Source organism: Pseudomonas caricapapayae (assembly GCF_001400735.1).
Lineage (GTDB): Bacteria > Pseudomonadota > Gammaproteobacteria > Pseudomonadales > Pseudomonadaceae > Aquipseudomonas > Aquipseudomonas caricapapayae.
In genome coordinates, this window is sequence record NZ_LJPW01000057.1 from 1 (window position 1) to 20686 (window position 20686).

At 55.5% G+C, this 20686-nt stretch carries 21 protein-coding genes and 1 pseudogene; all 22 read left to right on the forward strand.

Going from position 1 to position 20686, the window contains the following annotated elements; translation table 11 throughout:
• Positions 1–537: STY4526/YPO1902 family pathogenicity island replication protein (locus tag ALO80_RS08265; protein WP_055008618.1), on the forward strand; the 537-nt coding region annotated here is incomplete at its 5' end.
• Between the two features lie 5 nt (positions 538–542).
• Complete coding sequence (locus tag ALO80_RS08270) at positions 543–1895, forward strand: STY4528 family pathogenicity island replication protein (RefSeq protein ID WP_055008619.1); 1353 nt, start codon at positions 543–545, stop codon at positions 1893–1895.
• Positions 1896–1907: 12 nt separating this feature from the next.
• Positions 1908–2342 (forward strand): hypothetical protein, encoded by a 435-nt coding sequence (locus tag ALO80_RS31270; protein WP_159420663.1) that lies wholly within the window; start codon positions 1908–1910, stop codon positions 2340–2342.
• Between the two features lie 69 nt (positions 2343–2411).
• Positions 2412–3191 carry a PFL_4669 family integrating conjugative element protein gene (locus tag ALO80_RS08275; protein ID WP_055008620.1) on the forward strand — a complete coding sequence of 260 codons (780 nt, stop codon included), beginning with the start codon at positions 2412–2414 and terminating at the stop codon, positions 3189–3191.
• Entirely contained in the window at positions 3188–3763 is a 576-nt protein-coding gene (locus tag ALO80_RS08280) for a DUF3158 family protein (protein ID WP_055008621.1), read from the forward strand. Before ALO80_RS08275 ends, ALO80_RS08280 begins: the two co-directional genes overlap by 4 nt.
• A 5-nt stretch (positions 3764–3768) precedes the next feature.
• Positions 3769–4602, forward strand: coding sequence for a Rha family transcriptional regulator (locus tag ALO80_RS08285; RefSeq protein ID WP_055008622.1), 834 nt, complete (start codon positions 3769–3771; stop codon positions 4600–4602).
• Between the two features lie 10 nt (positions 4603–4612).
• Positions 4613–5062 carry a single-stranded DNA-binding protein gene (locus tag ALO80_RS08290; protein WP_055008623.1) on the forward strand — a complete coding sequence of 150 codons (450 nt, stop codon included), beginning with the start codon at positions 4613–4615 and terminating at the stop codon, positions 5060–5062.
• 197 nt (positions 5063–5259) lie between these two features.
• On the forward strand, positions 5260–5697 hold the full coding sequence (locus tag ALO80_RS08295) for a hypothetical protein (RefSeq protein ID WP_055008624.1): 438 nt from the start codon (positions 5260–5262) through the stop codon (positions 5695–5697).
• A 211-nt stretch (positions 5698–5908) separates the two neighbouring features.
• Complete coding sequence (locus tag ALO80_RS08300; protein WP_055008625.1) at positions 5909–6151, forward strand: hypothetical protein; 243 nt, start codon at positions 5909–5911, stop codon at positions 6149–6151.
• Positions 6152–6224: 73 nt separating this feature from the next.
• Positions 6225–6404 (forward strand): annotated as a pseudogene (locus ALO80_RS29255) (CrpP family ICE-associated protein).
• A 103-nt stretch (positions 6405–6507) separates the two neighbouring features.
• Complete coding sequence (locus ALO80_RS08305) at positions 6508–8415, forward strand: PcfJ domain-containing protein (protein ID WP_055008626.1); 1908 nt, start codon at positions 6508–6510, stop codon at positions 8413–8415.
• A gap of 2 nt (positions 8416–8417) precedes the next feature.
• The gene (locus ALO80_RS08310) at positions 8418–10370 is read left to right on the forward strand and encodes a DEAD/DEAH box helicase (protein WP_055008627.1); all 1953 of its coding nucleotides are present in this window, start codon (positions 8418–8420) and stop codon (positions 10368–10370) included.
• A 123-nt stretch (positions 10371–10493) separates the two neighbouring features.
• Complete coding sequence (locus ALO80_RS08315; protein ID WP_055008628.1) at positions 10494–10982, forward strand: Hcp family type VI secretion system effector; 489 nt, start codon at positions 10494–10496, stop codon at positions 10980–10982.
• A gap of 9 nt (positions 10983–10991) precedes the next feature.
• A complete protein-coding gene (locus tag ALO80_RS08320; protein WP_055008629.1) occupies positions 10992–11966 on the forward strand; it encodes a hypothetical protein in 975 nt (324 codons plus the stop codon).
• Positions 11963–12331 (forward strand): hypothetical protein, encoded by a 369-nt coding sequence (locus tag ALO80_RS08325; RefSeq protein WP_055008630.1) that lies wholly within the window; start codon positions 11963–11965, stop codon positions 12329–12331. The genes ALO80_RS08320 and ALO80_RS08325 overlap by 4 nt, the downstream gene beginning before the upstream one ends.
• Positions 12332–12584: 253 nt before the next feature.
• A complete protein-coding gene (pilL2, locus tag ALO80_RS08330; protein ID WP_083493192.1) occupies positions 12585–13718 on the forward strand; it encodes a PFGI-1 class ICE element type IV pilus protein PilL2 in 1134 nt (377 codons plus the stop codon).
• A complete protein-coding gene (pilN, locus tag ALO80_RS08335) occupies positions 13715–15451 on the forward strand; it encodes a PilN family type IVB pilus formation outer membrane protein (RefSeq protein WP_055008631.1) in 1737 nt (578 codons plus the stop codon). The genes pilL2 and pilN overlap by 4 nt, the downstream gene beginning before the upstream one ends.
• Position 15452: 1 nt before the next feature.
• Complete coding sequence (gene pilO2, locus ALO80_RS08340; protein WP_055008632.1) at positions 15453–16811, forward strand: type 4b pilus protein PilO2; 1359 nt, start codon at positions 15453–15455, stop codon at positions 16809–16811.
• On the forward strand, positions 16801–17415 hold the full coding sequence (gene pilP, locus ALO80_RS08345) for a type IV pilus biogenesis protein PilP (RefSeq protein WP_055008633.1): 615 nt from the start codon (positions 16801–16803) through the stop codon (positions 17413–17415). The genes pilO2 and pilP overlap by 11 nt, the downstream gene beginning before the upstream one ends.
• Entirely contained in the window at positions 17412–19043 is a 1632-nt protein-coding gene (locus ALO80_RS08350) for a GspE/PulE family protein (protein WP_055008634.1), read from the forward strand. Before pilP ends, ALO80_RS08350 begins: the two co-directional genes overlap by 4 nt.
• A complete protein-coding gene (locus ALO80_RS08355; RefSeq protein WP_055008635.1) occupies positions 19033–20124 on the forward strand; it encodes a type II secretion system F family protein in 1092 nt (363 codons plus the stop codon). The genes ALO80_RS08350 and ALO80_RS08355 overlap by 11 nt, the downstream gene beginning before the upstream one ends.
• Before the next feature lie 37 nt (positions 20125–20161).
• Positions 20162–20686: a type 4 pilus major pilin gene (locus tag ALO80_RS08360; protein ID WP_055008636.1), complete on the forward strand. Its 525-nt coding sequence runs from the start codon at positions 20162–20164 to the stop codon at positions 20684–20686.

The following is a 20686-nucleotide window of genomic DNA, read 5'->3' on the forward strand; positions in this document are numbered from 1 at the left end:
CAAAGCGTACTGCTGAACTCCGCAGTCATCTGGTGCCAGGTGGCGATCGATCCCGCGATGGTCAAGCGCCTGCTTTCCAACAAAGAGCGCACGGACGAAGAGAACCGCATTGTGCAACGCGCGCTGCGTCTGGGCGCAACCACGCCCATGCTTCAGCAGTTTTTTGGCATGTCGCCACAGGAGGTTTCGCTACAGAGGGTGCTGGTCGGTGTGCCTGGTAAGCCAGGCCGCTTTCGGGATCTGCCCGATGACACGCCCTTATGGCACCGATTCGTCAAGTTGATGGCGGACTTCGGCGTCGACCACACGGACGGGGTCGCGCTGCTCGACATAGCCATGTTGTTGACCGAGGAGATCAACATCCCGCCGGAGGAACAGGATCACCAATCGCCAGACCCCATCACCCTGGGTCTGGTGTGGAACAAAATTCAGCAATGGCTGGCACAGGATCTCTACCCACCGGGTAAGAAACACAGCACTGCCAAACGTAGCCTGCCAGGTAAGACCGCAGGCAAGGTAGAAGGCGACCGGATGTGACGAGAATGAACCGACGTCCCTCCTTGGGAGTCGCCATCAATGCCGCTGCCGGGGCATTGCAAAACCATATGCTGCTCCAGCAAATGAAACTGGCGCAACAGCAGAGCGCTGGCTCGGGTTCGATACCTCAGACGGCGGAATCAGTTCGTGCAGAGCATTATGACGGCATCGTCTTCAGCGGCAATCCGCACGAGACGGTTCCGCGCGGCCTGCTGCTCGACGATCGGCTATCCCCGCTGGAACGCAATGCCTGGCAGGTCTTCAGGCTGCTCATCAATGGCGATGGCGTCACAGCGTTTCCGAGCTACGAAAAACTACGCCCATATCTGGGCTCATCACCGGGCAAATCTGCGTCCAAAGAAACCGTAGCCAAGGCACTGACTGTCCTGAGACTGACGCGCTGGCTCAGCCTGGGACAACGGGTACGCGACTCGGTCAGTGGCCGGGTGCAAGGCAACATCTACATCCTGCACGATGAACCCGTGGGGTATGCCGAGGCAATGGAAATCGATCGTAACTACATGCAGCTCGTCGGCCATGCTCTTGAGCATGCCAACAAAACCGTGAGAGTGGTGGCGGATCATGCCTTCAAAGAATTTGCAAGTGACCCGGATCATTCAGCCGAGGCCTTGCCTTCACGACTGGAGGTAATCGAACACAGATGGCGGCAACAGGGCTGGCATGACACGCCCAATCAGGTCAAACACAAGCAGGCTGAACCTGAGTTCGGATTCCGAACCAAGGGCACAGGCCCGGCAAATTCACTGAGTTCGGAATCCGAACTCAGTGAAAAAAGCGCAGGAGCGAATTTGGAAACACCGGGTTCGGATTCCGAACTCAGTCTGAATTCGGCCTCTTTCGGCTTGGTTCGAATTCCGAACTCATATAGTACGTATACCTATACATCTACATCTGTATGTAAAAGCTCTGTACCGCGCGAGGCTCCAGAAAATGGTACGGACCTGCCCGCCGGGTTTGAGCGGTTCACGCAGGATCAACAAGACAGAGCGCGACTCGCGTTGCAGCGAGTGGACCCCACCTTGCGACAACCGCTGCTCGACCAATGGCGGCATCGATGCCAAAGCGGCTCGGTGAAGAACCCGTTCGGCTACTTGTTAAGCTGCACACAGAAGGCCATGAGCGGCGAGTTCAATGCGCAGTGGCAGGCGCCCTCACCAGCCACCCAGCATCCGCCAGCGGCATCGGGTCACTCCCGGTCGCCCAGCGCTGCGCCCAATCCGTCCCACGTCGCACAGCCCCGAACAGCGCAGCAGGATCGGGACGCCTCATCACTGGCGATGGGACGCAGTTCCATGCTGAGCATCAAACAGTTGGTCAGGCCGAGGACTCAGGGTTGATCATGCGTAATCATGCTGTCCGCAGTGGCGGCATTCGGAACCATGAGTCGTGTGATTCCACTGGAATCACTTCGAGCACCGACCAGGGTGATGCCACTGGCAACACTTTCAGCACCGACCAAGGTGATGCCACTGGCATCACTTCAAGCGCGAATCTGGGTGATTCCACTGGAATCACTTCCAACACCGGTCCAGGTGATTCCACTGGAATCACTTCAAACGCCGACCGGGGTGATTCCACTGGAATCACTTCAAACGCCGACCGGGGTGATTCCACTGGAATCACTTCCAACGCCGACCGGGGTGATTCCCCGGGAATCACTTCAAGCGCCAATCTGGGTGATTCCACTGGCATCACTTCAAACACCGATCCAGGTGTTGCCCCGAGCAACACTCCATACACCGCTCCCACAAAACCCCAACGACCAAGAAACGGTTTGTTACTGACCCCAGTCTGTGCGCACGGGCAGTCTTGCCACTCCCCATTTACCTGCTCATATAAAGGAAGCGCTCAGCATGGCTGACAACTTTCAGCTCAACCTCGGATCGTTGCGAAGCAGCGTCAATCTGACACTGCACACCCACCACGCCTCGCGCCTCTGGTTTGGACGTCAACGCACCGAAGGCAAACCCGGCATGATCGGCCTGAGCGGCTTTGCCAACATCCTCAATCGCATCAAGCGTGGCTGCGAACAGGACGACCCTTACTCGGACTGGTTTCTGATTCTCATAGAAGAAAAGATCGAAAGCTGCGATCAGGAAATGAAGAACATTGACGCCAGACTCGACGAGGTCATGGCCGCGCTGCCCGCCGTGTTGTCTATCGGACAGAACCTGTCCGTGCAACCCGTTAACCTGCCTCTCTACCTGTCCACGCCTCTGGCCTTTAAAGCGGTGTACTTGCTCACGGCTTACGATGAACTGGTACGCCGCATTCTTCTGGCCAGCCATGTCGGTTTGATCGACAACAACGCCAAGGGCCAGTGGCTGGACGAGGGCGCTGCAATTTTGCGCCGTCTGTTCGGCCTGAGTCAGCGTTACAAATACTCTGGCGCAAGCCGAGGTGACTTTGCTGCCAAAAACGCGCGTGCCGAGCAAGCTCGGGAAATGTACGCGCCATTTGGCGAAATCCCCCAAGACATTCTTGAGGGCATCCAACGATCCAAGTTTGCTCCAGTGCTTGCCTCGTCGTCCGCCCAGGCAAATGACGACGATGATCATGACGATGGCTTTGAAGACGCAATGACATCCAGGCAACCGCATCAAAATCCGCTTGGCCCTGAGTCAGAACAGTGAGTGACCTCACCCAAACTCATCCGCAGCAGCGGTCTGGAAACCGAGGACTGCAACAGGGTGCCTTCCAGACCCTGCAACAGGATGCCTTCAGCGCCCTGCAACACGCCCCCTTCCTAAAAGGCCTTTTAAAACCTTTTAAAGGTAAGGGGGGGATGGTCCAGTTGGCCGAGCAATGCCGTTCCCTTGAGGACGATTTGAACGCACTGGCCGAAGAGCAAGTGCTGGCCCAGGCAAATCGACATCCCTACACCCTTCTGCCTGTTCGGATGGTTCGGCAACGCACAAGCGCAGGCACGGTGTTTTTGCGCTGGCAGGAAATGGGGACTCGGCAGATGGGCGTCAATGTCTGGTCCAGTTTGCTGGCCGATCCCAGAACACCCGAATCACTGCTCCAGGATCTACACGCTATGGAACAGCAGCGCGTTGCATTGAACATGCAAATCAGTCTGGTCCATACCATCGGCCGACAGGCCGCCGAATGCGCAGAGAAGATGGCCCAGGCAGATGCCGTTTATTCAGAACGACTGAATCAGGTCAATCCATCCCGCGTAACCAAGCTCGCTCAGGAGTAACCATAATGACTGACTCAACACTCACTTCGTCCAACGCTAGCGTCACTTCCGAAGTCACCATCGAACTGGTCAAAGGCCAGCCCATGACGACCAGCGCTGACGTTGCGATGCACTTTGGGAAGCTTCACAAGAATGTCACCAAGGCCATCAAAGCTCTTGAATGCACTGACACTTTCCATAAGCTCAATTTTGAGCCCATACAAATTGACGTTGACTTGGGTTTAGGTAGAACGCGTAAAGATCCGGCGTTTCGCATGACACGCGATGGCTTTACGTTTCTCTGCATGGGCTTTACTGGCAAGGAAGCTGCCCGCTGGAAGGAGGCTTACATCAACGCCTTCAACCAGATGGAACACGCACTCAAAGCACAGCCCGTGCAACCCGATCAGCGGGCAGTGTTGGCCTTCGCCCTCAAAACCCTTGAGCTCATGCGAGGCCAAAACCAGGGTCGTCCATCTCGGCCCAATTCCGAGCAGGTGCTCCAGACCTACCTCGATATCAAGTCGTTGGATCAGGCGACCGACGAACAGATCAACCAAGCGCTCGTGTTCGTCCAAGGCCAAATCATCGGCGAGGGGTCAGCCGCGGTAAATCTTCCCGGCGTTGCAGGCTCTTCAATCGCCAAAGACTTGCTCTACGGTCTGCTGCGCTCTTCACATGACGCTGAACTGATGTTCAACGCGCTTTACGACAAAGGCGTGGAAGCGTTGGCCAGCGACGCCTTCAAAAATCACATGACCGGCAAACTCGCCGACACCTCGCGCCAGGCGCGTGAACTGCTTGGCTACGTCGCCAGTCACGCAGCGCGCACTCCGTTCGCTCAAAAATTCACCCACTGAGGAATTCAACATGGGCACATCAGTAGATTGGGAAGGCAACATCGGCTCTGCTCCAGAATTCAAGGAGTTTCCCAATGGCAACAAAGACCCACGCCGCTTGCTGCGGCTGAACGTCTACTTCGACAATTCAATCCAGAAAAGCGATGGCACAGGCTACGAGGATCGCGGAGGGTTCTGGGCCAACGTCGAGTTCTGGCACAAGGATGCCGAGCACTATGCCAACGTTTACCAGAAAGGCATGCGGGTGCTGATTCAGGGGCGGGCGGTCATGGATTCCTGGACCAAAGACGGAGAAGAATTTTCGGCCATGAAGGTGCAGGCATCGCGAGTGGGCATTCTCCCCGCGCGGGTTGAGGCCGTTCATCTTTCACAAAACCAGCATCAGCAGTCGGCACGGTCGCAGCCCGCCCAGAACCAGGCCGATCCTGCGCCGGACTTTGATGACAACATTCCTGTGTAGACCACGTCCAAAAATCGCGCCCAATGTGTGACGCTGCTGGTGGGGAGGAAGCCGTAACTCGACACCCCTCACTAGCCAGCTTCACAATTTGGGACTGTGCTAACATTTAAAAAAAACGCGGCCACTGCGTGGTACTTTCGAGAGTACTGGACGGCTATTCGGGGCGTTCACCCACTACATGAAGTTACTGGGATATCATGATGGACATTCTTCCTACCTGGCTTTACAACGTCTACGTCGGCTTCTGGATAGTAGTCACACTCGCAACGATCGTGGGTCTGTGCATCGTGTGTTGGGCTGAGCTCCGATCTCGCAAGGCTGAACGTGACAAGGCGTATGACCGAAGCGTGAAGCTTTTCAAACTTGAATGCCTTCTTGGTCAACGATATGGAAAAGTTGAACCTATGACCGACATCGAGCTTCGTCTGTGGGGAATGAGTTTGCTGACAGCGTGCCCTGATTCGAGTGAGCTGGCCACCTATGGAGTAAGCCAGCAATTAATCCTGGAGGCCCAGTCCGACGCTGAAGCTTTGAGCGAGCTCAGAAGGTGGGCAGAGAAAGGCACGAAGCATGAAATGTCTAACTGCAACATTTGGGTTGCTCCTCTCAAATTTGAGCCTGTAATTCAGCCCTGAAAAAAACGCGCCTAATACGTGAGGCTCCTGGCTGAGATGAGGTTGCTCTGCGCGAATCTCTGCTCCCAACCTCAACTTGCAACCGATCTGCCACACTCAGTGCACCCGACCGCTCGTGCGAAAATCGCCCCATACGTGGAGTTTGTCGTTAGTATTATCCGCGCATCGTTGATCCAGTCTCACTGTTAACCACTCACACGCCGGGCAACCTATGAGCACAATCAATTTCGTCACCTATGTCATCTGCATGCCTGATGACCGCGCAGCCCGATCGGCTCTCACGGATGACTTGGAGAAGCTCGTCGCTTCCAAGGGAGGCACTATCACTGGCATTTCGATGGGTGATGAAATGACGTTAAACGAGCTTTTTGAGGTCCGGCTGGCCGAAACAGATGCGCACCAAGCTCGGCAGGAGGCTGCCAGAATCGCCAGTAAGACGCAGCTCTGTAACTAAAAATCCGCCTCAAACGTGGGGCTTTCCCGATCGCTGAACGGACATACGCGGTTCGATGAGGCGGATCCAAGGGATGCATGAAACTTCAGATCGGCGTCGCTTCAACAACCCTCACCATGCCGTAATGCGCGTGGGGGCATAAGCGGCGCGTACCGGCATCCCTCTCCACGAATGCCCCTACCGGCATCCAGCCATGCGCACATCGTGGCTAAAGGGGGTTGCCCAGGAGCAACAGCAGAGCTTCAATTTCTGACTCAGGGCTATAAACCCACTCTCCCCCATTTACGGTTACGCATGGCGAGCGCAGATCCGGTCTAGGACAGTGCTGGCTCAAGTCACTTTGAGCTCATTGATTCATGACCGCCGAGGCTAACTGCGACAAATCGCGCTCTCCTATTCTTCTCAAACTTGGTGCGTTTTCAGACCGGCATCGTGCCGTCGCGCAAACCTGGGCGGATCACTTCAAAGTGCTGCACGAGTACCGCGATAGATTCATGCTCGACTACCTGAAATTCACCTCAACAACCAGATGTTGGTTCGTTGCTCTTGAGGCAGATGAGGGTGGAGGTTCTGGAGCTTGTAAAGCACTGGCGCGATTCGGCAGCCAGCTTCAGTACTTCGACGGCCGTCAAATCTGGGCAGTAGCTTTTAAGCCCAAGGACAGAGTTCCTCTCAAGCCACCGACATCAAATGCAGCTTTACAATTGGCTCTCCGCTTTTTCGGAAGAGAAACATCGGGTAGCAGCCTCGCTCTGCTCACAACCTTCACCAAACGAGCTCGTGCTCTGGCAGCAGCCGAGTCATTAGCCAGTCTGGGCAGTAAAGTGTATCGACCGTATGGCTATGAGCCGTCTCAGGAAGGAGCCAACAAGCGATTTTTTGGACCGCGCAATCAGTTCTACATCTCCAACATGGGCGGTTCTTTGAAGCTGTTCTGGCAGCACCTGGATCAGCGGCTTCTGCACGCTGTTCGATCAGTGCGATGCCCTTCCGCACAGCTCTATAACTGGCTAGCCGATGGTGATAGCAACCGAAGACTCCAGGCATTGAAGGCACAGCCAGTATTAGTACCGGTGTTAGTAATTGGGCAGGGCATTCCTTGGCCCATGATGACTACGGGCGCGCCTGAGGTGAGCCCGTGGGCCGAACTGCAGGACGTATGCGCCTTATGGGATGACGCCTTCATGTTGGACGGGGCCGAGTTCGTGGGGCGAACAGTTGACCTCGGGTTACCTTTGAACAACGTCTTTGCGTGGCTTTTCTCTGCGCCGATAGCGGCGATCCGCCACCTAGGTCAGCAACGGGTGTATGACACGGGTAGCGCACTTAGCCGCTTGAACTTCGAAGGCCTTGAAGGCGGCTGGTACGATTTGATAGCTGGAGCGCGGCTGGGCAACCGCCGCCCGAACACACGATCCGAGTGGCGATCGTTCTACTCCATACGTTCTTCGATACCGTGGCAACTGCTTATTTCGTTACGTGACATGAGCAACTTTTTGAAGGGATGCCCCACTGACTGGGCAGATCCAGCATGGACGGACATCGTTGCCAAACTGGTCGATCTGAGAGAGTTGTTCGACAATCTGGAAAGGATAGGCAGCCGACAGTCAGCGGACATCAGAAAGCGCCTCCACATTTTCGTTGGGTCGTTAACGTGTCGGCAATTGTCCAATTTCGTTGATTCCTTTCATGTCGCCCTCGCTGTTATCAGAGCAAATCTGGAACGCGATGTCCCGCCCGAACCTTCAGATTCCTTCACAACCTGGCCAGGTTTTCTGCTGAATGTTGCTCAAATAACCTGTGAAGCGACTGGTCTGCAAATTGTCGAACTGAACTGCCCTGATGACTTGGACCGCGAGCATCAGTACATGCGGCACTGCATCGACTCGTACGATTACCGTGCGTTCTTAGGCGACTGCCGACTACTGTCGATCCGTTCTGACGGGACCCCGCAGGCATCGGTAGAGCTCATTCTCAGACCGTCTAGAGGTGAAAATGTGACAGGCGAATGGACGCTAAAACATCTGCACGTCGCCCAAATCAGAGGGCAACACAACAAAACGCTGGCTGACACCTCGTCCGAGATGAAGACATTTGAATGGTTCATGGCGGCTGTTCTGAGCGGTCATATTCCAGTGAACCTGGAATGGCCAAACAAAGCGCTGAAGATGTCACGTTATGCTGACACGAACTCAATCTACAACATCCGTTTCGGGGAAGAAGTCATTGCCTGGGCTGAGCGCTTCATGGACAGGAGGTTGTAATCGTGGCGTCGCCCAAGCTGATGAACAAACGCCCTGTCCTGCTGCGCAAGGCCATCTACGATGGTTATGACTTTGGACTCTCACTCAGTTACCTCGAAGGGGCCAACAAGCTGTTGTTACGCCGAGGCGGGTTTTTCATACGCCGATCTGATCATCCGCTGAATCAGTTCTGGCGCGTGCCCAAGGCCAAGCTGCTCGATGACTTGGACGTGCTGTATAGCGAACTGGCCGAGCTCGCAGATGGTAAACATATCGAAAGCTGGCAAGCATTCAGGGACAGGATTACTGGTGCCCAGTCAGACACTCACCGTGATGCGTTCACCTGGGGGATGAAGTTCCGGCTCGCGCCGTTAGCAGAGGGTGGCGTGATTCTGTCGGGGGATTTTCACCCGGGTGCAGTAGCCATCGCCAAGCGCATGCGTGGAGTGTTTCTCTCGGCAGGCAAAGCCTGGCGCGTTCAGGGCACGGCGGAGTTGGTGCGAAGTAATTTGATTCTGGAACTGGGACTGGCCGAGGATCAGTTTGAGATTCTGGATACCCTGCAAGAGCTGCTCGCCGACGGGTCGGTTTCGCCGGTGCGCGAGGTCACCAGCATCAGTCTGGGCGGTTACTCTCCAGAGTCGATGAAGACTGAGGAGGACGTTTCTGACTCAGGCATTTATCTGGCCTCTGTACCGTCCATCAAAAACACCGAACTGACGAATGCCGATATCGACAACGCGCTGGAAGAATTCTCGCTGATGGATCATCAACCAGCGGGTATCAAGCACCTGTTGCAGCGCACGAGTGCGCTACTGGCCGACGACATGGGACTGGGCAAAACTCGCCAGGCGGTGGTTGCCGCTGGCATACGCGCCCAAGGTAAACCAGTTCTGGTGATTGTGCTCAACAGCCTGATCATCAACTGGCAGCGTGAGATCCTGATGGTGTTTCCTCAGGCTCAAATCGCAATGCAAACTTTTGATGCGAACGCTGGCTGGATCATCGTGAACTACGAGAGGCTGGGTGATTTTGTCATGCACGCGAATCGCTTCGCGGTGATGGTCATTGACGAGGCTCACCGACTCAAGGAACCCACTGCAGCATGGACACGCCACGGCTTCGACATCGCGGCTCAGGTACAAAACCGCTACTTGTTGACGGGCACGCCTGTGCTCAATCGCGAAGCCGAACTGCACACACTCCTCAGGCTTTCAGGCCATCCAATCGGACAACTGCCCCTGAATGAGTTCTGCGAGCGATTCGCCGGCAGTCCTGAGTTTCGCAAGACGCTTAGAGATGAGATATCTGACTGGATGCTTCGACGCCGCAAGGATGTGCTACCCAACCTGAAGGGGAAGCAGCGCCAGACTGTGCCTGTGATACTCAGCCAGGTAGAACGTGCCGATTATAATCAGATCATGCGCAGCGACCAGCATCGATTCGCAAGGCTGGGCGCACTGCGCCAACTGCTCGAGCGCGTGAAGGTACGGATCCTGGCGGATCTGATGGCCGAGCTGGACGTCGACGACAAGGTGATCCTCTTCTGCGAGTATCAGGAATCCGTGGCCACATTGCGTGAGCACTGCCTCAAGATGGGCGTCGGGTGCGTGACATTGGTAGGCAGTGACTCGCCCAAGAAACGACAGAAGGCGATTGATGCTTTCCAGCAGGATCCGGACTGCAGGGTGTTTATCGGGACCAGGTCGGCCGCCGGTACAGGTTACAACCTGACTGCTGCGAACTATGTGTTTTTTCTGGGGCTTCCATGGACTCCGGGGCTCCAGGACCAAGCAGAGGACCGAGCGTACCGCAATGGGCAACTCCGCATGGTGGTAGTCAAAATTCCCTTGGCTGAAGACACCATCGACCAGCAGCTGTGGCGAATGCTCATGGACAAGCGCGCTCTGGCCAGCGATCTGATCGATCCGGAAGCGGAGGAGTCGAGCAAGAAGGCTCTTGCCGACACTATCTAGATGGTAACGAAATTGAACGAAGCGAAAAAATAGGTGCCTGGCTGCGGAACCTCAAAAAAAAACGGCTGTCCGTTAGATCAGGATTAGACCTTACACACTACAGCTTGCCAAGGAGCGGAACACATGGCTTTTGACGGTTATATTCAAATCGCAGAGCTTCCTGGCGAAGCTCTAGACGAGAAGTTTAGTAAGTGGATCGAAATTACTGGCTACAATTTCGGCGTTAGTCAAAGCACGTCTGCTACAGCCAGTTCATCAGGAGGCGCGTCCTCTGGTCGAACTACAATGACTAATTTTACCTTCACCAAATATCTGGACAGCGCCAGTTGCAAGCTGATGGAGGTCAGCTGCGCGGGCCAGCACCTTAAAGAAGTCAAGTTAGTGCTCTGCCGAGCAAGCACAGACAGACTCAAATATTATGAGGTGGTACTGGAGGAGGTCATAATCGCTGACTACTCTCAAAGCGCAAGTTCAGGCGTACCAATCGAAATTGTACAGCTCAACTATGGACGTATAAAAGCCACCTATACCTTGCAAAAGCGCAGCGATGGCGCCGCCGGCGGTAATGTAACCGGGGGATGGGATCGGATCGGCAACAAGATATATTCGTGAGGCAAGGAAATGGCCGAGGTTAAGTCTTTCATCAACGCTAGAACGCAAACCTTCGAAACCCTGAAGGCGAATATCGGGCTTTCTGGGAATTCCAAAGCTAAATTCAACATTCTCAATTCTCATATAGCAGGAAGTGTCGTAAGTGCTGGTGAGCTTGTCATTGTAGGTGATCCATCTACGCCCTCCTGCACAAGCCAGGAAGCCTACCTGATGGCAAAGGCTAGTCAAATCCATACGGACTTGCTCAGTAATGGCGCTGGAGGGGATGATTTTTTTCTTGATAACTTTGAGCTTTTGCAAAGTCTTCTTTCTCATGCTTCCACAGGTGTAGGTGCTGCAACCGATGGTTGGAATAAACATCTGAACGCTATCAAAACCACGCTCGACGATATAGAAATTTTGCATCGGGAGCACCTCAGTTCAGGCTCCATGGTAGAACGCGATACGTTTTATGCAAAAAGAACAGCCCTTTTTTTAAAACTTGATAAGCAATTATCAAGCATGGCCTCTTACGGTTCGGGATTACGTAATGAAGGCTCAATTAAAAAGCTTTTGGGAATTTCTACATCTAGCTATATGCATACAGGCGAAATCTCCGGGTACGCCGATAAAGTCTCTGGGGTTGCAAGAGCCGCTAATCTAGTTAAGAGAGGTGCCTACATAGGCACAGCTTTGGATGTGGCATCAACAGGTTTGTCGATCCATAAAGCTTGTACATTGGGCAGGGAAGAAGAGTGCAAAAAAGCCAAATATGTCGAGGGTAGCTCGCTATTGGGGAGTTTGAGCTTCGGAGCGATAGGTGGCACGGTAGGTAGTGGCATTGCTGGAATAATATGTGTTGGATTAAGCATACCAACAGGCGGAGGTGCTGCATTAGCATGTGCAGTAATCGGGGGCGCTGCCGGAGGTATGGCGGGAGGTGCGCTTGGAACTAAAGGTGGTGAGATGATGGGTGACTATCTATACAGGCAGACAAGCCCATGACAGACGTGGATCCAGGACTGATAGCTACGATCATTATTTTATCCGCGGTAATCATGGTGGGTATTTCTTTTTATGTGGCTCACGCCTATACAGAGAAATTTGAACACTGCCTTCCTAACTGTAAATTTGTTGAACAAAATAAAAGGATTTTCTTGAGCGCAGGGCTTCTGGGGAAAATTATGCGTTGTAACATGATTTATTTTTACCTATGGGTTCCAAGTCTAGGAAAAAAAAGGGGCTTGTTGGATATAAAAGAAATTGAACGTTTCCCTGTGAAGCTCAAGTACTTGCTTACAATACCTTGGACGTCACAAATTATTCTTTTCATAGCATTGGCTTTATTTATTCAATTAGCAGCAACCTAAGCTTTAACTCGTACTCTGCAACAACCAAGGAAGCTGACTCTGCCAGCTGTGATCGTTACCCAAGTAGCGATCACCTATTGGCCGCCGTGTCGCATTGATCAAGAGAGGTTACGCGGCGGAGCTCCTCCCACGCCCGGCATTCCCAATGCCTCCCTACTCAATAACCTGAATCGATCCGTTAAGGGTTTAGCAGTGCTTTGCAACCTAAGCGCTGGCACCTTGGCCACCATCAAGAAATGGGGTCAAGGCACACATGATCAGGCAGCTTTCCACACTTTCCATACTCGCGCTGTTCGCCGGATGCACGTCTGTGGCGGACAAACCGGTTGGACCAGCTTTCGACAGCAGCCAGAATCCTGAGCTGCTCTCGCCAGACCTGTACTCAAGTGGCGCAAAGGCCGGCCAGGAGCCGATGGTCCGCTATGGTCGCTACGCTCTGGTGAATACTGCTCCGGAAGCGGTGCAACGCGATCTGATGGCCCAAATCATCGACGTCAGCATTCCAGCCAACATGCATCCGTCCGTCCAGGATGCAATGCAGTATGTGGTCAGCCGCTCAGGCTACACCTTGTGCCCACCGAGCACCGGTCACGTAAACATTTTGTTCACACGCCCTCTTCCTGCTGCCCAGTACAAGCTCGGGCCGATGAGCCTTCGCAATACGCTCCAGGTACTGGCTGGACCAGCATGGCAGGTCAAGGTCAATGAAGTCACGCGCGGCGTCTGTTTCGTACTGCGGCCAGGTTACCAACTGCCGGAGACGTCAAAGCCTGTGGCACTGGCTCAACCTACCCAACCGGCCAGCACTGGATCAACCTCGGTAGCCAACACCTCCCCAGCCGTGACCGTTGTAACGGCGCCGGCAACCGGAACCCCATTCAGCAAGAACACATCGCCTGCAGGACAACCGCAAACCACGGTCGTCACGCAGGCAAAAGCGCAACCAGCTGCATCCATCAGCACCCCAGCCAAGGAAGGCCCCCCTACACAGCAAAAGCCGACTCCTGTGAGCGCGGCTGCGGCGAAGGCCACATCTCAGACCACCGTCACCAAGAGCATCGCTACGACCAGCCAGGCCCCGTCGAAACCTGAACCAGCAGCGAAACCCATCGCAACCGTTGCGCCACAGCAAACGTGGAATGCGCCTGTGGGCAGTACCTTGCGTCAATCGGTCGAGGACTGGGCCAAACGGGCCGGCTGGCAGGTGATCTGGGTGCCGGAAGACTTGGACTACCCCATCGAAGCACCGTTGAGTTTTACAGGCTCTTTCAGCTCGGCGGTCAGGCAGATATTCCCACTGTACGACAACGCCAAACGGTCCTTTGTGGTGGACGGGAATGAGGGAAATGGTCAGCAGGTTCTGCACGTATCGGAGAGGAAGAAATGAGCATGCCCTTCATCCGTCAGACCGCTCTGTGTCTCGCTGTTCTATCGGCATCAGCCTGCTCAGTCCAACGGGTGGATGAAGCTGCTGCACGGGCAGAGGCTACCGCCGATTCTGCCGGCCGTTACGCGGCTATCCAGCGTAACAAGCAGCAACAGGAACGCCGGGACACAGTGATATTCAGCGACAAACCCTGGGTTTCAACGCAGCCAGTTGTTGCGAGACGAGGCATCCCCTCCAAGTATGACTGTGAGGTCGCATATCGGCCTGCTGGCAGTGTCGGAATTGCTGAAATTGCCCAGTACATTTCCGGCCAATGCGGGATCCCTGTCCTTGTCTCGCCGGATGCGCTCAATCCTGGCCTGCTGAACGCTAATGCACCTGCTCAGGGCAACAATGCTCCTCCGATCAGCACGGCCCCCAACCCTGACAGCCTGGCCGGGTTGCTGCCTGCAGGTATTACGGGCGGCTCCAACCTGGCGCAGGCCTCTCAGGGCAGAAGCTCTGACTTCGCATCGATGCTGACACCGAATCTCGTCAGCGGCCTACGCTATTCTGGGAAAGCTTCGGGTCTGCTGGATGATGTCACCTCGCGGCTGGGACTGACCTATCGATTCAATCCCACCTCACGGTCAGTGCAGGTCAGCTATTTCGACACCAAGGTGTTTGACGTCTACGCATTTGGAGACGTGCAGGAAATCAAAAGCACCGTCAGATCCGGTATGACGACCTCTTCGGGCTCGGGGAGTGGTTCGTCGAGCGGATCATCGTCAGGCAGCAGTTCATCAGGCGTCTCGGGTGACTCGGGCAGCAACCAGAGCACGACCGTCACGCTCAACACATCGATCCTGACTGACATCCAGAGCAACGTGAGGGCAATGCTGAGTACCTCGCCGCCTGGTCGCATGTATCTGTCACCGTCGACCGGGACGCTAACCGTGACTGACCGGCCAGACGTGCTTTCGAACGTTGAGACCTATCTGGCCAAGACCAACCACGCGATCACCCAACAAGTGCTGTTCAATGTGAAGGTGTTTGAGGCGACGCTGACCGACACCGATCAGCTGGCTTTGAACTGGGCGGCCGTCTACAACTCGCTTAGCACAAAGTGGGGCCTGTCTCTTTCGAATACTGTGCCAGGCATCAGCTCCAGCGCAATCTCGGGCTCTGTCGGCATTGTCGATACGGCCAACTCTGCCTGGGCAGGTTCAAACGCGATCATCCAGGTAATCGCAGAACAGGCCCGGATCTCGAATGTTCGCTCGCCGTCTGTGACCACACTGAATCTGCAGCCTGCTCCGCTGCAGATCGGCAACGTTCAAGGCTACATCCCATCGGTTCAGACCAACACCACGGCATCAGTGGGCTCCAGCACGGCGATTACTCCGGGCACGATCACCTCCGGTTTCAACATGACGCTGCAACCGCGCTTGATGGACGACGATGAGATGTTGCTCATGGTTTCGATCAACATGAGCTCCAAGCCTACCTTCGAGCCATTCACCAGCAACGGCTCCAGCGTTCAGATCCCAAACTACGATGCGAAAAGTCTGTCGCCTAAGGTGAAGCTGCGCAGCGGTCAGACATTGATCCTGTCGGGCTTTGAGGAGCTGAGCGACAACACGGACAAGATCGGCACAGGTTCACCCGGGTTCTTCGGGCTTGGAGGCGGGCGTAAACGCACCTCGTCAAAAAGCGTTCTGGTAGTGCTGATCACCCCGATTGTGACCAACTGACATGGCGAACCTGTTCTCTCTGATCCGAAAGCGCGCTACGCGCCCCCCAACGCCCAGCGATGGCAAAGTTCAGATTCTGACTTATCACGGACGATCTTTCGTGACAGGCCTGCTGTGGCATCCGTTGGGTAGCCTTACCGGCTACATGAAGGAAGCACGCCAGTTTGGTCGCACCCAGCAAATGGACATCGTGGCCATCCGGCATACCGAGTCGGTGATTCAGGCTGGATTTGTTTCGCAGAATGACGGTGCAGTCAAAGGCATGTACTCCCTTGCAGCTGCACTCGCCGGACAGCTCGGCGCATCGTGGCTGGCTGCCTGGAAGATCGAGGACGCCGAGGATAGATACGCCCTGGTCGCAGTGTACCGAGGTGCGGTCATACCCGGTGCTGACCTGGTCGGCAGCAGTGAGGAAATAAAAAAGAAGGTGGCTCAGCAACTGAGCCGCTCGATGAGCTTCGACAAGATTTTTCTCCCGCCGGAGTTTGGTCGCGGTGGCGATCAATTCGACCCTGAAACATTGTTGCAGCCATCAAATCTCAAGCGCGAATACAAGCTGACTCCGCTGGCATTCGGCCTGTCCAGACAGGAACTGCTGAAAGCCGGGGTGATTGGTGCCTTGGTCGTGGTCGGCCTGATTGCGTGGCACCAGTGGAATGAACATAAGCTGCAACTTGCTCGTCAGGCGCAGCAAGCGGCAGAGGCGGCAAGGCAAGCCGAATTGGATGCCTTGAACCAGCGAACACACTCCCCAGTTGTGATCGAGGCGCTTGTACATCCGTGGGTAAAACAGCCTTCTGTCCCAGTATTTCTTAGAGGCTGTAACGGCTCAATTGACCAGTTACCACCGGCAATCGAAGGATGGCTATTCGTCTCAGCTAAATGCGACGGAACGCTGATGTCGGCCAACTACAACCGCACCGGCAACAGCACCACGCTCGCTTTCAGCGCCGCTACGGCAGGCTACTTTGCTGATACGCCCGCGTTCTACGACGAAGGCAACATGGCCGCGGTGAAACTCACCTTCGAGCTGCCGCTGGCGGGTGATGACGTTCTGAACCCGGCAACGCAGGCCTTGGACAGCATCACTTCGTGGCTGCAAGCCCAGAACGTCCAGCCCAAGATCACGGAAGTACCTGTGACGGTTGTCCAGCCACCAGCCTTGCCTGGCCAGCCTGCGCCTCCACCACCACCGCCTCCGGATTATCGACACTTCGAGATCCGCTACACGAGTCTGTTACCGCCAGCGACTGTTCTTCAAGGCGTGGAAAGCACGGGAATGCGGCTGCGTGAAATCAAAACCGACTTTCAAGACGGCAAATTAACCTGGAACGTCATAGGTGACCTCTATGTGCATTAACACTCGCGCCTCCATTCTGTTGACGTTTCTGTTGTCCTGCCTAGCTGCCGGCAATATGGCCGTCGCGGCCGATCCATCGCCCACCGACCTCAGTCGGATCAACATTGGCGAGTTGTCCCAGGTGCAGAGTGAAACCCTGCTCTTCACAGCACAGGCGGCGCGAGCTCGTGCGAAGGAAGACATCGTGAACGGTGGCAAGACGTCTAAATCGACATCTACGTCTGCGCCGGTTCAGGTAACGCAGAGCGCTTACACGACGCCCGCCCCGGCCAGCAACAGCACACCGCAGTTGCCGGTGGTCAAGACCGTGTTCAGGATGAATAACGCTCTGTATGCAACGTTACTGTACGGTAGTGGTTTCGAGGTCGATGCATCTGTTGGTAATGCTGAGCTGCCAGGAGGGTTCAAGGTAATCAGCGTGTCTCTCGACAGCGTGGTACTGGGTCATGACGGACGCCGATATCCATTAGGTTTCTCGACCCGGGCACCAAGTGGCTCGGTTGACGCCCCCCAAATGTCACTGCAGACACTCAAGCCTGTAGCTCCCGGGCAGCCCTCGGCCATGAGTCCGCTGTCCAGCGTGTCGCAGGAGTTGCAGCGATGAGCGGCGCGGTACGGATTGAGCCAGACATCGAGGCTGATCCGTTGGAACGCCAGGTCACCCGACCGACCGCAGTCGTGCAACCGATCACCATCGCCATGCAATCTGACGTGGTCGGAACCGTCCTGACTGCGGAGGGACAGCGGTTGGGGGACATCACCAGCGAGTTGCGTCAGCTCGTTGCCTTGTTAGCACCTGCCCCAGAGGCTGAAGAAGCAGAATTGCTCGTGTCGTCTCAGCACATGCACGACCCTTTTGTGATGGCATTTATGGACCGCCTGGACCGAGCCGGCGTGCCGTTTCAGATCATCAGCAGCACGCTCAGCGACATCAAGTCTCTGTATCAGAATGCGGGCAAAGCTTTCGCCGGATCTATAGACAGTACCCAGCGTCAACAAGAGGTGATTCGTATCATCGGCGCGGCCCATGCACGACGTGCTTCCGACGTTCACTTCATCGTTGGCCACGAAATCACCTACATCAAGTTTCGTGAGGACGGTCTCTTGCGGGAGTACGGGCAGATCCAGAGCGCCGTAGGAAACGAGCTCTGTTCTTCACTCTTCAACTCGATGTGTGACGTCAAATCTGAGGGCTACTACCAGCCGGAATTGAAACAAGATGCGCGCATGGCTCGCACCTTCCTCGACCAACTGGGACTGTCCGGAGCCCGTGTAGCCACCCGCCCTCTCGTCGAAGGGCCTTTGATGGTGTTGCGACTGATCTATGACGATCAGGAGAAACAGTCCGTCGACGATCTGGGGTTTCTGCCAGAACAGAATTTGCTGTTCAAGCGGCTGCGGAGTCTTCCTTACGGCGTGATCATATTGACCGGTCCGACCGGATCAGGGAAATCGAAGTCGCTTCAGGTGCAGATCAACCTTCTGGCGGAAGAGTGCAAAGGCACAAAACACATCCTGACCGTAGAGGACCCGCCCGAATATCCGATGCGTGCAAATCAGTCCCCTCTTGGCAGCAACGAGTCATGGGGAGAATCCATTACAAACTCCGTGCGACTCGACCCCGACATACTGATGTACGGGGAAATTCGCGACCTTGAATCAGCCCAGGGGGCACTGCGCGGAGGGATGACCGGACACCTGGTGTTATCGACTCTGCACACCAACAACGCTGTAGCAGCAATTCCTCGCCTGATCGACATGGGGGCTGATACAAGCCTGGTCACCGACCCAACACTCATCGTCGGCCTGATCAACCAGTCACTGCTGCCAACGCTGTGCAAGAAGTGCCGCGTGCCTGCGCGCAGCCAGATAAGTACCTTGGATCCGCAGCTGGTCGAGCGGCTTGAAAAGATGACCGTGCTCGATCAGGTCTATCTGGCCGGGCCTGGTTGCTCTCTATGCCGTGACGGGGTCAACGGCAGGGTCGCTGTCGCCGAGATTCTTCTCCCGACCCACCGGTTCATGGAGGAGATCCGAAAAAATGGCCCAAGCGCTGCGCGCCAGTATTGGGTCAAGCACATGGGTGGTATCACGAAGGTTGCCCACACGCTCATCAAGATCAATGCAGGGCTGATCGACCCGCGCATGGCAGAGGCCGTAGTCGGTCCATTGGATTTTGACAGCTACATGCTGGATGCCGACGCAGCAGAGGCAGAAGTCCATGCTCAGTAAGGTGATGGATGCCTGGTCTGGGCTTGTAGATGGTTTTTACAGAAACCAGTTCGGAGGCAATGAGCGCATCCGCCTGTACGAGAGCATGACCGCTCTGCTGGAGAACGGCGTGCCGCTCGACCTGGCTCTTGATCGTATCGGATCGATCTACAGTGATGGAGGCCGACGTGCTCGACATCCGATCGCCCTCGCCAGTTATGGCATAGGCAAAGCTGTAGACGGCGGCAAGACGCTGGCCCAGGCCTGCCTTAACTGGGTGCCTTATCAGGAGCACGCCGTAATCAGCGCCGGCGAGAAGTCCGGGAACTTGATCCAGGCATTCAGCGACTGCGTGCGGATCATCGAGGCTCGGCAAAAAGTGATGAAGCTGGTGGTCTCCACGGCCTCGTACCCGGTTTTTGTCTGGAGCCTGATGGCCTACTTGCTAAACGTAATCGCCACCCGGGTGGTACCGGCCATGAGCCGCTCATCCAACCCAGAAGCCTGGTCCGGCGCACCCATGGTTCTGCACATGATCGCCACCTTTGTGACCAACTGGGGACTTCTGACTTTGTGCCTGGTGGTGGTCCTGGTTGTCACCAGTGTCGTCACTCTGCCTTATTTCCGTGGCCCTTGGCGGACACGGCTGGAGATCTTGCCTCCCTGGTCAATCTACAAAGCGCTGCATGGGTCAACTTTCCTCCTCAATATCGCGGTCATGCTGCGAGCAAACATCGATCCGCTCGGAGCGCTGGACACGCTAAAGCGTGGGGCAAATCCGTGGCTGCGTGAACGCCTGGAAGCTGCCCATTACGGGGTTCGGATGGGTAAAAACTTTGGGGAGGCTTTGGATCTTTCCGGGCATGAGTTTCCAGACCACGAAGCCATTCAGTTCCTGATTGTTCTCTCCACAACGCAGAGCTTCTCGGCTGCAGTGCATCGCTACAGCCTTCGCTGGTTGGAGATATCACTCAAACAGGTCGAGCGTTACGCAAAGACACTGTCACTCGTATCCATGGTTCTGATCGGCCTGTTGATGATTCTGGTCATGGTCGGGGCCTACAGCATGACCGGCAATGCCACTCAGGGCATGCCGCACTGAACACTACACCGCAATCCACATACCCAGGACTACACGCATGCACAACACCACCTACTCGGCCCGGGCGAACCAGACCGGTTATATCTCGGTTGAATTGTTATTCGCTCTCATCGTTATCCTGATCGGGATGGGCTACGCCCTCTACAACGGTTGGAGCGCGATGGGAAGCTCGGACGTCAACAACGAGCAAGGTAACGTCGGTCAACTGATCGCCAACACTCGCAAGCTCAAAGGCAGCGCCGGTTACGGAGCATCAGGGACCGATCTGATCGCCCAGCTCAGCTCGATAAGAGGACTTCCGAATATGTCGTTCTCCGGCGGTAAGCTTTACAACGCCTGGAGTGGCCAGGTCAGTGTGGTGGCCAACGGGATGACTTACACCGTCACCGAGGCAGGCTTGCCTCAAGATGCCTGTGTGACGCTGGCCACTAAGATAGGTCGCGGTCAGAAGGTCACCACCTCTATCAATGGCGGCACGGCTGTGAGCGGCGAAGTGAGTTCTGCTACGGCTACTAGTGGCTGCACTACAGACAGCAACACCGTCGCTTGGACGGCCTACTGA